The 14,410-nt window shown below is 64.3% G+C and carries 12 protein-coding genes; 6 read left to right on the top strand and 6 right to left on the bottom strand.

Annotated features, from left to right (window positions below):
- Positions 1-110: 110 nt before the first annotated feature.
- The gene (locus CH291_RS02100) at positions 111-1,475 is read left to right on the top strand and encodes an MFS transporter (RefSeq protein WP_094686756.1); all 1,365 of its coding nucleotides are present in this window, start codon (positions 111-113) and stop codon (positions 1,473-1,475) included.
- A 25-nt stretch (positions 1,476-1,500) separates the two neighbouring features.
- Positions 1,501-2,439, top strand: a complete 939-nt coding sequence (locus CH291_RS02095) for a TAXI family TRAP transporter solute-binding subunit (protein WP_094686603.1) — start codon at positions 1,501-1,503, stop codon at positions 2,437-2,439.
- A 22-nt stretch (positions 2,440-2,461) separates the two neighbouring features.
- Here CH291_RS02095 and araA read toward each other — a convergent pair whose 3' ends face one another.
- The 3 genes from araA to araB are packed head-to-tail and all read right to left on the bottom strand — an operon-like array spanning position 2,462 to position 6,331.
- Positions 2,462-3,946 (bottom strand): L-arabinose isomerase, encoded by a 1,485-nt coding sequence (gene araA / locus CH291_RS02090; RefSeq protein WP_094686602.1) that lies wholly within the window; start codon positions 3,944-3,946, stop codon positions 2,462-2,464.
- Between the two features lie 37 nt (positions 3,947-3,983).
- Positions 3,984-4,661 (bottom strand): L-ribulose-5-phosphate 4-epimerase, encoded by a 678-nt coding sequence (locus CH291_RS02085; protein WP_068046821.1) that lies wholly within the window; start codon positions 4,659-4,661, stop codon positions 3,984-3,986.
- Complete coding sequence (araB, locus tag CH291_RS02080; protein ID WP_094686601.1) at positions 4,658-6,331, bottom strand: ribulokinase; 1,674 nt, start codon at positions 6,329-6,331, stop codon at positions 4,658-4,660. The genes CH291_RS02085 and araB overlap by 4 nt, the downstream gene beginning before the upstream one ends.
- 255 nt (positions 6,332-6,586) lie before the next feature.
- Here araB and fdhA point away from each other — a divergent pair, with 255 nt between their 5' ends.
- Positions 6,587-7,804: a formaldehyde dehydrogenase, glutathione-independent gene (gene fdhA / locus CH291_RS02075; protein ID WP_068046827.1), complete on the top strand. Its 1,218-nt coding sequence runs from the start codon at positions 6,587-6,589 to the stop codon at positions 7,802-7,804.
- 26 nt (positions 7,805-7,830) lie between these two features.
- Positions 7,831-8,034, top strand: coding sequence for a zinc-ribbon domain-containing protein (locus CH291_RS02070; protein ID WP_068046830.1), 204 nt, complete (start codon positions 7,831-7,833; stop codon positions 8,032-8,034).
- A 60-nt stretch (positions 8,035-8,094) separates the two neighbouring features.
- On the opposite strand, the gene CH291_RS02065 is transcribed toward CH291_RS02070, so the two are convergent.
- Positions 8,095-9,252 carry a beta-ketoacyl synthase N-terminal-like domain-containing protein gene (locus CH291_RS02065; RefSeq protein ID WP_094686600.1) on the bottom strand — a complete coding sequence of 386 codons (1,158 nt, stop codon included), beginning with the start codon at positions 9,250-9,252 and terminating at the stop codon, positions 8,095-8,097.
- Between the two features lie 191 nt (positions 9,253-9,443).
- Between CH291_RS02065 and CH291_RS02060 the strand changes: the two genes are divergently transcribed.
- Positions 9,444-11,051 (top strand): sensor domain-containing protein, encoded by a 1,608-nt coding sequence (locus CH291_RS02060; RefSeq protein WP_179276422.1) that lies wholly within the window; start codon positions 9,444-9,446, stop codon positions 11,049-11,051.
- A gap of 113 nt (positions 11,052-11,164) precedes the next feature.
- Entirely contained in the window at positions 11,165-12,097 is a 933-nt protein-coding gene (locus CH291_RS02055; protein ID WP_094686755.1) for an arabinofuranosidase, read from the top strand.
- Positions 12,098-12,111: 14 nt separating this feature from the next.
- Here CH291_RS02055 and CH291_RS02050 read toward each other — a convergent pair whose 3' ends face one another.
- Both CH291_RS02050 and CH291_RS02045 read right to left on the bottom strand, forming a co-directional pair.
- Positions 12,112-13,137, bottom strand: a complete 1,026-nt coding sequence (locus CH291_RS02050; RefSeq protein ID WP_094639762.1) for a phosphotransferase family protein — start codon at positions 13,135-13,137, stop codon at positions 12,112-12,114.
- Positions 13,134-14,345 carry an acyl-CoA dehydrogenase family protein gene (locus tag CH291_RS02045; protein WP_094671447.1) on the bottom strand — a complete coding sequence of 404 codons (1,212 nt, stop codon included), beginning with the start codon at positions 14,343-14,345 and terminating at the stop codon, positions 13,134-13,136. Before CH291_RS02045 ends, CH291_RS02050 begins: the two co-directional genes overlap by 4 nt.
- Between the last annotated feature and the right edge of the window lie 65 nt (positions 14,346-14,410).

The raw sequence follows: 14,410 nt of genomic DNA, 5'->3' as shown, positions 1-14,410 counted from the left end.
AATCCGAAACGGCTTGGTTCCAGGCTGTGCTTGCCGTCACAGTAGGGAGGCTTCGGTGCCGATCGTTGCCCGGCAGCCCACTTGCCCGCTGAATGTGGAAGGACCAAACCATGGCCAACGAGGCCACCTCGCTCACCGGTTCGACGCTCCCCAGTCCACCCGTCTCCTCGCGCGCTGCCACCCGCCGTGCCGTCTTCAACACGTTGCGGGGTTCGTCCGGAAACCTGGTCGAGTGGTACGACGTGTACGTCTACACCGTCTTCGCGACGTATTTCGAGAATCAGTTCTTCGACTCCGCCGACAAGAATTCCACCATCTATGTGTACGGGATCTTTGCGGTCACGTTCTTGATGCGACCGGTCGGGTCGTGGTTCTTCGGCCGCTACGCGGACCGCAACGGGCGCAGGGCTGCGCTGACGTTCAGCGTCTCGATGATGGCGGCGTGCTCGCTGGTCATCGCGCTCACTCCGGGACGGGAGAGCATCGGCGTATGGGCCGCCGTGATCCTGATCCTGTGCCGTCTCGTTCAGGGCTTCGCCACCGGCGGTGAGTACGGTGCGTCGGCGACGTACATGTCCGAGGCCGCCACCCGCGAGCGTCGGGGATTCTTCTCGTCGTTCCAGTACGTCACCCTCGTCGGTGGGCATGTGCTCGCACAGGTGACTCTGCTGCTGATGCAGGTGTTCCTCGAGCGCGAGCAGATCGAGGACTTCGGTTGGCGCATAGCCTTCTTCATCGGCGGAGTGGCCGCAGTTGTGGTCTTCTGGCTGCGTCGCAGCATGGACGAATCCTTGACCGAGGATCAACTCCACGCAGTGCGCAGCGGTGCGGACAAAGCCTCCGGCTCCCTGAAGGAATTGGTCGCCAATCACTGGCGGGCGTTGCTGATCTGCTTCATGGTCACGGCCGGTGGCACCATCGCGTTCTACACCTACAGCGTCAATGCACCCTCGATGGTCAAGACCGCTTACGAGGACCGGGGGATGACCGGTACCTGGATCAACCTCGCCGGTCTGGTCTTCCTCATGCTGCTGCAGCCCATCGGCGGACTGATCAGCGACAAGGTGGGTCGCAAGCCGTTGCTCGTCTTCTTCGGCATCGGAGGCGTGCTGTACACCTACGTACTCATCACGTATCTTCCGACGGCGACGTCGGTGGTCCAGTCACTAGCACTGGTGTGCGTCGGCTACGTCATCCTCACCGGCTACACCTCGATCAATGCGATCGTCAAAGCGGAGCTGTTCCCCTCGCACGTCCGCGCACTCGGCGTCGGCTTGGGGTACGCACTCGCCAACTCGGCCTTCGGCGGCACGGCACCACTGATCTATCAAGCCGCGAAGAACGGTGGGCACGTGGGTTGGTTCATTCTCTACGTGACGGTCGTGATCGCCATCTCGCTGCTGGTGTACATCTTCGTACTGCGCAACAAGTCCGAGACCGTACTCGACCGAGAGCAGGGCCGAGCGTTCCAGTGACCGGCTACGCCTTACAGTGACTGGCATGGCCCAGCCCGCAGCGTCGTTCTCACGTAGAACGGCGCTGCAGGCCGGTCTGTTGGCCCTGAGCGCTGCCGTCGTGGGTGCCTGCGCCTCGGACCCGCCGATGCAGCTACGCCTCGCGGCAGGCGAGGTCGGCGGGTTCTTCTGGGAGTTCGCCGGATTGCTGTCCGACGCTGCCGCGAAAACCGATGTCGCCGAGGTCGTTCCACTCACGACGGCCGGATCCGTCGACAACCTCGAGGCGTTGGGTTCACGGCAGGCCGAGCTGGCCCTGACGCTCATGGACGCCGCCTACGGTCATCCGAGCGGAGAGCTGGCGGCGGTCGGGTGCGTCTACGAGAACTACTTCCAAGTGGCTGTACGAGCGGACTCCGATATCGAGTCCATGGACGGTCTGCGAGGGAGAAAGGTGAGCATCGGTGCCCCGGGATCCGGTGCCACCGACGTGTCGCAGCGAGTCCTCCGTGCAGCGGGTGTGGCGGAGGGCGGTGCTGTCGATCAGGTTCAGCTGTCGATGAGCTCGGCGGCAGATGCACTGACGGCCAACGAAATCGACGCCGTGATGTGGGCGGGCGGGTTGCCGACTCCGGCATTTGCCCAGCCTCGAGCCGCGATTCGTCTACTGGATCTGGGAACCGTCGTCACTGATCTCCGACGCGAATTCGGTACCGCGTACGAGGCGGTGCCGGTGCCGCCGAACGTGTACGGCGAGCATCCGGAGGTCACCACCGTCGGTATTCCGAATCTTCTGCTGGCACATCCGGATGTGCCGGACCGCGTGGTCGCTGCACTGGTGAGTGTGCTTCTCGATCAGTCGTCCGCGCTGGTGCCCGGTCAGGCGATCGGTAGTCAATTTCTCGACGCGCGGTCATTGGTGATGACCGGAAGCATTCCCCTCCACCCCGGAGCCGAACAGGAATACCGAAGACGTCACGGATGAGCCGGCGGTCGGAGCAACGACCTCACAGCTTCGCCGCGAGTCGGTGGTATGCCGCGTTCCATCGCAGTGTCTGTTGGAATTGACGTGTGGTGGTTGCGGAGTCGATGGTGAGCAGCTCGACGCCGATCATGTCCGAGAATGCCTCCAGCACGGGCAAGCCGATCGCGGTACTGAGAACCGTGTGGTGGGGTGCCCCTGCGGTCAGCCACGACTCGGCCGATACCGACAGTGAGGGCTGCGGTTCCCACACAGCGCAGGCCACCGGCAGATTCGGTAGCGCCTCGTCGGGCTCGACGACGTCGATCACGTTGGCCGTCAATCGGAATCGTTCACCGACATCCGAGAGTCCGACGACAATGCCGTGGCCGGGATCGGCGGTGAAGCGCAGGCGCACCGGGTCTTCGCGGCCGCCGATGGAGAGCGGGTGGATCTCGAGCGTAGGCCGCGAGGTCGTGATCGACGGGCACACTTCGAGCATGTGCGCGCCCAGGATCTTCTCGGCCCCCGGGACGAGGTTGTAGGTGTAGTCCTCCATGAACGACGTTCCACCGTCGAGTCCCTCGGCCATCACCTTCATGGCGCGCAACAACATCGAGGTCTTCCAGTCGCCCTCACCGCCGAACCCGTACCCGTCGGCCATCAGGCGCTGCACCGCGAGTCCTGGCAACTGGCGAAGCCCACCGAGATCCTCGAAGTTCGTGGTGAAGGCCGTGAATCCACCGTCGGTGAGGAACTTCCGCAGCCCGGCCTCGACCCGGGCGCCGTAGCGGAGCGATTCGTGGCGGTCACCGCCCTTGTCGAGACTCGGTGCGATGTCGTACGACGACCGGTATTCGTCGATCAGGTCGGACACGGCCGAATCGCTCACGCCGTCCACGACCTCGACCAGATCGTTGACGCCGTACGTGTTGACGGAGACTCCGAATCGCAGTTGGGCTTCGACCTTGTCGCCCTCCGTCACTGCGACGTCGCGCATGTTGTCGCCGAAACGTGCCAGGCACAGTGACCTCAACTCTGCGCGGCCGAGAGCTGCTCGTACCCACTGTTCCGCACGCTCGATCACCGCGGGGTTGTCGACGTGGCCTGCCACGATCGTGCGCAGAACACCCACCCGAGATTCGACGTGTCCGAACTCGCGGTCCCCGTGGGCGGCCTGGTTGAGATTCATGAACTCCATGTCGATGGTCGACCACGGCAACGACATTCCGGCCTGTGTGTGCAGGTGCAGCAGCGGGACGTCCAACGCGTCGAGGCCGGCAATCCACATCTTGGCGGGGGAGAAGGTGTGCATCCAGGTCACGACGCCCACACATTCGTCGGCGGCGTTCGCCTCGCGCATACGGCGCAGGATCGACGACGCGTCGAGCAGCACCGGCTTCCAGATCACCGAGACGGGCAGTGCCGCATCGAGTTTGTCTGCGATCTCGCGAGACTGAACTGCTACCTGCTCGAGGGTCTCGGGGCCGTAGAGGCTTTGGCTGCCGGTGAGAAACCATATTTCGGACATGGGGGTACCTCCGTGGAGAGAAGATCGGACGCGCCGGTCAGCGCTGGCCGTAAACGTTCTGATAGCGGTCGTACAGTGCGTCGACCTTCGAGCTCGGAATGGGAAGAGGTTGTCCCAGTTGATATGCCAGGTGCACCGACCTCGCGACGTCCTCGCACATGACCGCGGCTTTCACCGCAGATCGGGCGGATGGGCCGACCGCGAAGACACCGTGGTTCTGCATGAGGATCGCCGGAGATCGACTGTCGGCGAGGGTATCGACGATGCCGCGTCCGATCGAGTCGTCGCCTATGACGGCGAAGGGGCCGACGGGAATGTCTCCGCCGAACTCGTCCGCGCACATGGTGGTGACCACGGGGATGGGTTCTCCTCGGGCCGCCCACGCCACCGCGTACGGCGAATGTGTGTGCACCACACCGCCGATGTGGTCGAGATGCCGGTAGACATAGGCCTGCGCCTCGGTGTCCGAGGAGGGTGCATGGTCACCCTCGACCACCCTGCCGTGCAGATCGCACACCACCATGTTGTCGGGCGTGAGGTCGTCGTAGGAGACTCCGCTGGGCTTGATGACCATGAGGTCCCGGCCGGGGACCCTCGCCGAGACGTTGCCTGCCGTCCAGACCACCAGTCCGTAGCGCACCAACTCGGAGTGCAACGTACACACGTCACGGCGCACTTCCTCGATGACCTCGCGCACATCGTCGACGACCGTCATGACGCGTCCACCTTTCGAGTCAGTGCGTCACGTCGAAGCGCCCGCAGTCGGCGCATGGTCGGCACGTCTCGGCCGAATCGATCGTGTAACTCCAGATAGATCTCGAACAGGGAATCGTAGGCCGCCGAGCGTGATTCGTCGGGCACGAATGCGCCGCGACGTACCTTGCCCATCGATTTCGCCGCGACGGGTACATCGGGGTAGCACCCGGCCGCAACCGCAGCATGGATGGCCGATCCCAGCGCCGGTCCCTGTGCAGAAGCGATGACCGACAACGGCATTCGTAGCACATCGGCGTATATCTGCATCAGGAGCGGGTTGCGTGCCAACCCTCCTGCCACCACGAACTCCTCGACCGGAACGCCGCTGTCGCGGAACGTCTCCACGATGACGCGGGTTCCGAACGCCGTTGCTTCGAGCAGTGCGCGGTAGGTGTCCTCGGGTCGCGTCGCCAGCGTGGTTCCGATGACCAGACCGGACAGTTCGTGATCGACCAGGACCGATCGGTTTCCGCTGTGCCAGTCGAGCGCGACGAGCCCGTGCTCACCCACGTCCTGCGTCTGCGCGAGGCGAGTCAGGTGTTCGTGTACCGACTCACCTGCCGCTTCAGCCGCCTCGCTGTACGACGCGGGAACCGAGGTCCGTGTGAACCATCCGAAGATGTCGCCGACGCCGCTCTGTCCGGCCTCGTAGCCGAAGGATCCGGCGACGATTCCACCGTCCACCACCCCGCACATGCCGGGAACTTCCTTCAGGACGGTCGAGCTCATCACGTGGCAGGTCGAGGTCCCCATGATGGCGACCATCCGGCCCGGTTCCACCGCTCCGGCCGCGGGGGCGGTCACGTGCGCGTCGACGTTGCCGACCGCGACGGCGATGCCCTCGGGCAGCCCGGTCCAGTGCGCGGCTTCGGCGGTCAACGTACCTGCGCGAGAACCCAACTCGCCCAACGGCTGATCGAGTTTGTCGGCGACGAAGGAACCGAAGCCCGGTGCCAATTCGCTGAGAAAGTCCGCGGACGGGTAGTGCCCGTCCTGATAGATGCCCTTGTATCCGGCCGTGCACGCATTGCGCACGTAGTGTCCGCAGAGCTGCCAGACGATCCAATCGGCCGCTTCGACCCATCGGTCCATCGCGTCGTAGATCTCGGCGTCTTCCTCGTGGATCTGCAGCGCCTTGGCGAACTCCCATTCCGAGGAGATCAGTCCGCCGTAGCGGGGGAGCCAACTCTCGCCGCGCTGTTCTGCCAGCTCGTTGATGCGGTCCGCCTGCCCCTGTGCTGCATGGTGTTTCCACAATTTCACGTACGAGTGCGGCCGATCGGCGAAGCGCGGGTCCTCACACAGCGGCGTGCCGTCGGCGTAGGTGGGCACCATGGTGCACGCGGTGAAGTCGGTACCGATGCCGACGACCTGGTCGGGTTCGGTGCCCGCGGCCGCCAGAGCGGCAGGCACCGCGCGGCGCAGGACGTCGCGATAGTCGTCGGGCACCTGCAGTGCCCACGCGTCGGGCAACCGAACCGTGCCGCCGGGCAGCGTCTCCTCGAGCACCGCGTGTCGGTAATCGTGGACTGCCGAGGCAATTTCGGCACCGTCGGACACGCGAACGACGACGGCGCGTCCGGACAGGGTGCCGAAATCGACACCTACCGTGTACTGGTCAACCGGCATGCAGAACTCCTTCGCGGTGCCACTCGCTGTGACGTGTGCAACACAGTGTGAGCGCTAACATCAGTCGAGTCAAGTGCGCGGGATGCATCGGTTCATCGAGTGCGAGGCGAGAGTGTTCACTCGCGCCGATTCGAGTTTCTCGTCAACGCACCTATTCGCAACTGTGCATACTGGTGTGAGGCAGGCCACAGATGCGATCGGGTCGATGATCTTGGCTCGATGAGCACACAACTCACTCGACGAAGAGGAGAACTCATGGCAGACAACCGCGCAGTGACGTACGCAGGACCGGGCAAAGTGGAGGTCCAGGACATTGCTTTTCCGGGCCTGGAGTTGACCGACGGCCCTGGAGTGAACCCGGCGAACATCGGCCGCAAGTGCGAGCACGGAGTGATCCTCAAGGTTGTCTCGACCAACATCTGCGGCAGTGATCAGCACATGGTTCGCGGGCGAACCACTGCACCCGAGGGGCTGGTGCTCGGTCACGAGATCACCGGTGAGATCGTCGAGGTCGGTAGAGACGTCGAGTTTCTGAAGGTCGGTGACATCTGCTCCGTACCGTTCAACATCGCCTGCGGCCGGTGTCGAAACTGCAAGGAGCGCAAGACCGGAATCTGTCTGAACGTCAACCCCGATCGACCGGGCTCGGCATTCGGCTACGTGGACATGGGCGGTTGGGTCGGCGGCCAAGCCGAATACGTCATGGCACCGTACGCAGATTTCAATCTGCTCAAGTTTCCCGATCGTGACCAGGCTCTGGAGAAGATTCTGGACCTGACCATGCTGTCGGACATCTTTCCCACCGGGTTTCACGGGGCGGTGACCGCAGGGGTGAAACCCGGTGCGACGGTGTACATCGCGGGTGCGGGCCCGGTCGGCCTCGCCGCCGCTGTCGGCGCACAACTACTGGGAGCATCGGTGGTGATCGTCGGCGACATGAACGCCGACAGGCTCGCCCAAGCGCGAACGTTCGGTTGCGAGACCGTCGACGTGGGCAAGGGAGCTCCGCAGGACCAGATCGAGCAGATCCTCGGAGTCCCCGAGGTCGACGCGGCCGTCGATGCGGTGGGATTCGAAGCCCGTGGCCACGGCGGAGATTCGTCTCGTGAAGCGCCTGCGACGGTTCTCAACTCGTTGATGGACATCACCACGGCCGGCGGCGGAATCGGCATCCCGGGGCTGTACGTCACCGGAGACCCCGGTGGCGTGGACGAGGCGGCCCAGCGCGGCGCGTTGTCGTTGAGTCTCGGCACCGGTTGGGCGAAATCGCTGTCGTTCGCCACCGGTCAGTGCCCGGTGATGAGCTACCACCGTGAATTGATGAATGCGATTCTGAAGGAACGTGTCTCGATCGCCAAGGCAGTGAATGCCACCGTCATCTCGCTCGACGACGCACCACGCGGCTACCGCGAATTCGACAGCGGAGTCGCACAGAAGTTCGTCATCGATCCACACGGCATGATCGCGAGCTGACGCCGTCCGAACCCTAGGCTGGTGTCATGTTTCTTCTCTTCGGTTTCGGCAGCAAGCGCAAACACATCGGCCCAGGGGCAACCCGAAACTGTCCGCGGTGCCACAACACCACCCAGTGGGCGCGGATGAAGCAGTATCAGCAATTCACGCTGTTCTTCGTTCCGGTCGCACGCTGGAAGCGCGTCGAATTCGAGGAATGCGGAATCTGCGGTAACGCAGCTCAGGTCTGAAGTCCGCACGCCGAGCCGGCAGCCCGCGACCACGCGGGCTGCCGGACCGACGAGTGCAGCTCACGCCGGAGCCAACACCACCACCGAGTTGTGACCGCCCATTCCCAATGACGATTTCACGGTCAATCCTGCCTCGGCGGTGGTGAATCCGTCGAGCAGCAGGGGATGAGCATCAGAGACCTGCGGGGCCGCCGGAACGAGTCCGCGCTCGAATCCCATGACTGCCGATACGGTTTCGATTGCCGAGGCCGCCCCCTGGCAATGGCCCGTGAGCGGCTTCACCGAGTACACCTGTGCGAGGGATCGAAGCACCGTCTCCAACATCGCAGTTTCGGCCGCATCGCACTGTGCGGTGCCGGGACCATGAGCGTTGAGATACCGCACCTGCCGGGCAGTGACGTCGGCGTCGACCAACGCCTGCTCGAAGCAGGCCCGCACCTGGGTGAGCGCAGGGTCGATCGAGGTGGCATGAAACGCGTCGTGTGTCATCGAACCGCCCAGCACCCGCGCGTACGAGGCCGAGCTGCGCGTCGACAGTACGAATGCCGTTGCAGCCTCACCCATTCCGAACCCGCGGCTGCCTTCCTGGAAGGGGCGGCAGCCTTCCTGTGGCTCCACGTCCACGACACCGACGCCGAGCGCGACGAAGTGGTCGATGTTCTCCGGAGTCAAGGACAGGTCGGTGGCCACGAACACCACGTCGTCGACGAAACCGGTATCGAGCCACATCTTGGCGGTCAGCAGACCTGCATTGCCCGACGCGCACATCGCCGAGACATTCATGGCCGGACCGTGAAAGCCGTATTCCTGCATCAACAGGGACACCGGGGTGGACGGCATCAGCGTGAGATAGTCACGAACACGGCGTTGGCCGCCGTCGTGCAGATAGAAATTACGCCACTCGTCCACTTCACCCAGGACGACGGCGTGGATGAGACCCACTCGCCGACCGGGTTGCCAGCCCCGCGCCATCGCGTCGTCGATGGCCTCCCGCGCTGCCCCGCGAAGTGCCCGCCCGAATCGGCTGGCGCCATCGCTCTGGTCCCCGCCGTCGGGGACTTTCGCCAGCCACACCGGGTTTTGCCCCGGTCGGGTGTGGTCGTGGTGCAGCGTGGCTGCCGCCTTGCCCGTGGACAGGCCGTCCCAGAGGGCGGCTGCGCCCCAGCCGTAGCCGGACAGTGCGCCGATACCGGTGATGTCGATGCCGAGAGAGTTCACGTCGAAATCCGTTTCTTTTCGAGTTACGCGAACCGGATTCGGCTCGCTCCTCGATTTAGCCCCGCAAACAGGCGTCAGGTCCAGCCGAGAAACCGGACATAAGGTCGAAAACGGACATGAGTCGCCAACGGTACGTTCGTAAGTGGTTCAATCGGGTGTTGACCGTCCGTCTACGATCGCGAGGACCGAGCATGGCTCCAGGGGAGCGTGATGGCGTCGGCGACCCTCGATCGAGTCCCGCGTCGCCCGGACTCGCCGATCGCTACCGGGTTCTCGTCGAGCACTCGCCGGACGCCATCGGTGTCCATCGACGAGGCATCCTCGTCTACCTCAACCCCGCCGGAATGCGATATCTGCGTGCCGAGGCAGCAGCGGACGTCATCGGGCATCCGATCACGAAGTTCATCGCCGCCGAATCGGTGGGCCCCATGCTCGCGCGGATCGCCGCCCTCGACACACACGGCACCGCCAGCGCCGCGTCGGAAGCGACGGTGCTGGCCCTCGACGGGACGACACTGGCGATGGAAGCGGTATCGGTGCGCACGGTGTGGAACGGTGAGCCGGCGTTTCAGGTCATTCTTCGCGATCTCACCGAACACAAGGCTGCGCAGAAGGCGCTGCAGAAGCAGGCCGCTCTGGTCGAGCACGTCAGCGATGCCATCATCGGTGTGTCCGCCGACGGTCTGGTGTCGAGCTGGAATCCCGCTGCGGAGTCGGTCTACGGTCGACCGGCAGCGGACGTGCTCGGACGTGACGTTTCGGCGGCCGTCGGGGTGCCCTGCGATCCGGCCGCGATTCTCGCTGTCGGCGGCCGACTGACCGATTCGCATCGACATGCCGACGGGACGGCGCTTGCGGTGATCGTGTCGGCTGCTCAGATGCCCGACGGCTATGTGTTGGTCTGCGCCGACCAGAGCGCAGTACGCAGAGTCGAGGATCATTTCACCGCGGTCGTGGAATCGCTGGAGGCCGGTGTCGTCGTTCTCGATCACACCGGCCGTATCGAATCGGCAAACCTGGCTGCGAAGACCATTCTCGACATCCAGGTCGGGTTGGCGACCGCAGGACAGGCATCCGTTCTTCCGTTTCGGGTGTACGGCACCGACGAAGAGCCGATTCACCCGTTCGAGCATCCGGTCGCCGTCACCAGGAAAACCGGTGAGCCCTGCCAGGCGGTGATCGGGGTCGAACGTCGCCGAGACGGTCGGAACTTCTGGTTGTCCTTGACGGCGACGATGCTCACCCCGGTCGATCCGAACCCCTCCGTGGTGGCGACGTTCGTCGACATCACCGACACCTACCGGATGAGCATGAAGCTCGAGCATGCGGCGACGCACGACGACCTGACCGGCCTGCCGAACAGGCCCTTGATTCTGGCTCGCCTGGACGAGCAACTGGCGATGCCCGATCGCGAGGACTCCATGGCCGTACTGTTCATCGACCTCGACAACTTCAAGACCATCAACGATCTACACGGTCATACTGTCGGCGACGCCGTTCTGGGGGTGGTGGCAGACCGACTGACACGCGCTCTCCCGGCCGATGCCTTCGTGGGTCGCATCGGGGGTGACGAGTTCGTGGCGGTCGTTTCGCGGTGCATCGGCACCGAGGCCGACGACGTTCGCGCCGAACTGGCCACTCCCATCACCGCCGCGGGGCGGGTGTTGACGGTGACGGCGAGCATCGGTGTCGTCACCGTCGACCGCGACGACACTCGAAGTGCACTGGACATACTCGACGATGCCGATCACGAGATGTACCAGGCCAAGCCCACGACTCAGTACATTTCGCATTCATAACAACATCGGTAACGATCTGTTGGAGCTGTTACCAAAGTGACGCATGATGCGTACGGGTCGGACATACTTCCTCGGTGACATCCACCGCACGCAGGTTCTTGTTCGTCGTCCCGATGGTGATCCTGACTGTCGCCGGACTGCTGTTCTCCGCCGCAGGAACAGGTGCCGCTGCACCCTCCTCGTGGCGATACACGATGGTGGCGTTCAGCAACGACAGCGATCGAGACATGGATGTCTACCAGTCCAGCGACGGCACCGATTTCACAGCACTGCAGACATCGGCGTACCGACCTCCGTCCGGAGTGGTGCGCGACGCGAGCATCTTCCGGCACACCGACGGGATGTACTACGTGACGTACACGACCGGCGGCGGTGCGAACATCGGCTTCGCGCGCAGCAGTGACCGCGTGAACTGGACGTTCCTGCAGAACTTCCCGATCCCGTTCTGCTGCGCTTTCCTACCGGGCACCGGGGCCGGTACCGGATCTGCCAGCCCTTCCGGATTCAGCGGATCGGCCGGCTTCTCGGACGGACCGTCGTTGTCTCCGTTCACCACGAAGGCATGGGCACCCGAGTGGTTCGTCGAGGGGGACCGCGTCAGCATCATCGTCTCGCTGTCGACCGGCGGCGGGTTCGTGCCGTACCTGATGACGGCCATGGATCCAGGCCTGAGGATGTGGAGCTTCCCGGTTCCGTTCGTGGGCATCGGAGCGGACCACATCGACACCACGGTGGTCAAGGTAGGGCCGACCTACCACGCGTTCACCAAGAACGAGACCCACAAGGTCATCGAGCACTGGACGGCACCGTCGTTGATCGGGCCGTACACCGTCGTTCCCACCCGCGATTTCGGACCACTGAAAGAAGGCCCGGCAGTCATCGAGTTGCCCGACGGCACCTGGCGTTTGTACTACGACGACTACACCGACCGAAAGTACTTCTACTCCGACAGTACGGACGGGCTGAACACCTGGTCCGAACCCCAGGAGCTTCCGGGCGTGTCCGGCACCGTCCGCCACATCGGTGTGATGAGAGAACCTGCCTGACAGCGGTTTTCGCGTCAGTCGGTGGTTCCTGCGAGTGCTCGCAGCCCGGCCGCGATGAACTCCCCGGTGGCCTCGGCGGCCTTGCCTGCACCGGCCCCGGTGTCGGAGCCCGACAGCGCACGGTAGGTGATTCCCTCGCCGATCACTCCGAGTTTGAAATTGGCGAGGGCGAGGTAGAAGCCCCAATCATGAAGCTCCCGACCGGATTCCACTGCGTAGTGTTGCGCGAGGTCTGCTGCGGAGGGGTACCGATCGCTCGTCCAGGCAGCGTCCGCGCCGAGGACCGCATCGAAGACCGGTTGGCGGTAGATGCACATCAGAGCCACGTCGGTCAGCGGATCGCCGAGCGTGGACATCTCCCAGTCCACCACCGCGGCAACGGAACCGACGTCATGGGCGTCGAGAATGGTGTTGTCGACGCGATAATCACCGTGCACGATGGACGACGCAGATCCCGCCGGTATTGCTGCTTCCAGCGCGCGATGCAATCGTTCGACATCGGGTAGATCACGAGTCTTGACTCGTCCCCACTGCCGAGCCCACGTCGCGACCTGTCGCGAGACGAACCCGTCGGGACGGCCGAAGCTGCCGAGGCCCACGGCGTCGGGGTCGACGGCATGCAGCCTGGCGAGCACTCGGACCAACTCGGCGGCGTTCTCGGTGACCTGAGCGTCCGTCAGATCGCGAAGATCCTCGCGGCTACGAACGACTCGGCCGGGTACGAAGTCGACGACGGTCATGGGTGCACCGAGCACCGAACCCTCCCGATCGAACGCAATGGTCCCAGCGACCGGAACGTCGGTGGATGCAAGGGCTTCCGTGACGGCCCACTCGCGGGCCATGTCGTGCGCCGAGGGGGTGAGCCCACTGGTGGGAGGGCGGCGAACAACCCATGTCGAGGAATCGTCGAATGCCTTGTAGGTGAGATTGGAGCGACCCCCGCTGATCATCTCGACCGACAGTTCACCGTCGACCTCGATGCCGTTCCCTCGCAGGAACTGCTCGAGCGCATCGCGATTCATGCCCGGAAGTTCGCTCACGACTGTGCCTCCCGCGCTGCGCGCTTGGCTGCACCGATCGTCCGCTTGGCGATGGCCCAGCGGTGTACCTCGGACGGGCCGTCGTACACACGGAACGGACGCACCTCGCGGGAGAGCCTCGCCAGCGGAAGATCGTCCGATACGCCGAGGCCCCCGCACATCTGAATGCTGCGGTCGACGATGCGGAAGATCGCCTCGGCGGCGAACGTCTTGGCAATGGAGGTCTCGTTGCTCGCGTGCCCACCCCGATCCAGCTCGAAGCAGGCCTTGATCAGCAGTGCGCGGGTGGCCGCGATGTCGATCTCGTTGTCCGCGACCATCTTCTGCACCATGCCGAGATCGCCGAGCTTGCCGCCGAACCCTTCGCGCTGAGCGACCTGCGCCACGGCGATGTCGTGGGCCCGCCTGGAAGCTCCGAGCCACCGCATCACGTGAGTCATGCGGGCGGGCCCCAAACGCACCTGGGCGTAGGCGAATCCCTCGTCGACGGCCCCGAGAACGTTGTCGTCGGGCACGAACACGTTCTCGAAGAACACCTCGCAGTGCCCGCCGATCATGGCTTTGTCCAGGGTGCCGATGTGACGGCCGACCGTGATCCCCGCGGTGTCCGCAGGGGCCAGGAACATCGTCGCGCCGCCGCGATCTCCTGGCTTACCGGAGGTACGGGCCATGATGATGAAGAAACCTGCACCATCGGCACCGGTGATGAACCACTTGTGTCCGTTGATCTTCCAGCCACCGTCGACCCGCTCGGCCGCAGTGGTCAGGGCCGAGGGATCGGACCCGGCACCCGGGGCAGGTTCGGTCATGGCGAACGCCGAGCGCATGTCACCGCGCGCCAGGGGAGCGAGAAACTGCTCCTTCTGCGTCGTCGATGCGATGTGGGCGAGCATGTGCACGTTGCCCTCGTCGGGTGCGCCGAGGTTGAGAGCGATCGGTCCGAACAGTGAGTAACCGGCTTCCTCGAACACCGGAGCGCGGTCGCTCATGGACAGACCGTGGCCGCCGTATTCGACGGGGGCATGTGGGGCGAACACGCCGGCATCCTTGGCGGCTGCCTGCATTTCGACGCGAAGTCGGTCGCCGCCGGCATCGGCGACGTTCCCCAGAAATCGGTCCTCGATGGGAAGCACGTGTTCGCGAGTGAACGTGCGCGTCCTCTCGATCAACTTCTCGATGTCGGGGTCGAATGTCAGATCGATGGCCACGATGCGCTCCCATTCCGGTGCCGACCGAACACTCGCTCGGTCACTGGAAGGTTGGCACAATCACT

The organism is Rhodococcus sp. 14-1411-2a (assembly GCF_002259485.1).
Lineage (GTDB): Bacteria > Actinomycetota > Actinomycetes > Mycobacteriales > Mycobacteriaceae > Rhodococcoides.
This window is presented reverse-complemented; position numbering and strand designations above follow the sequence as displayed.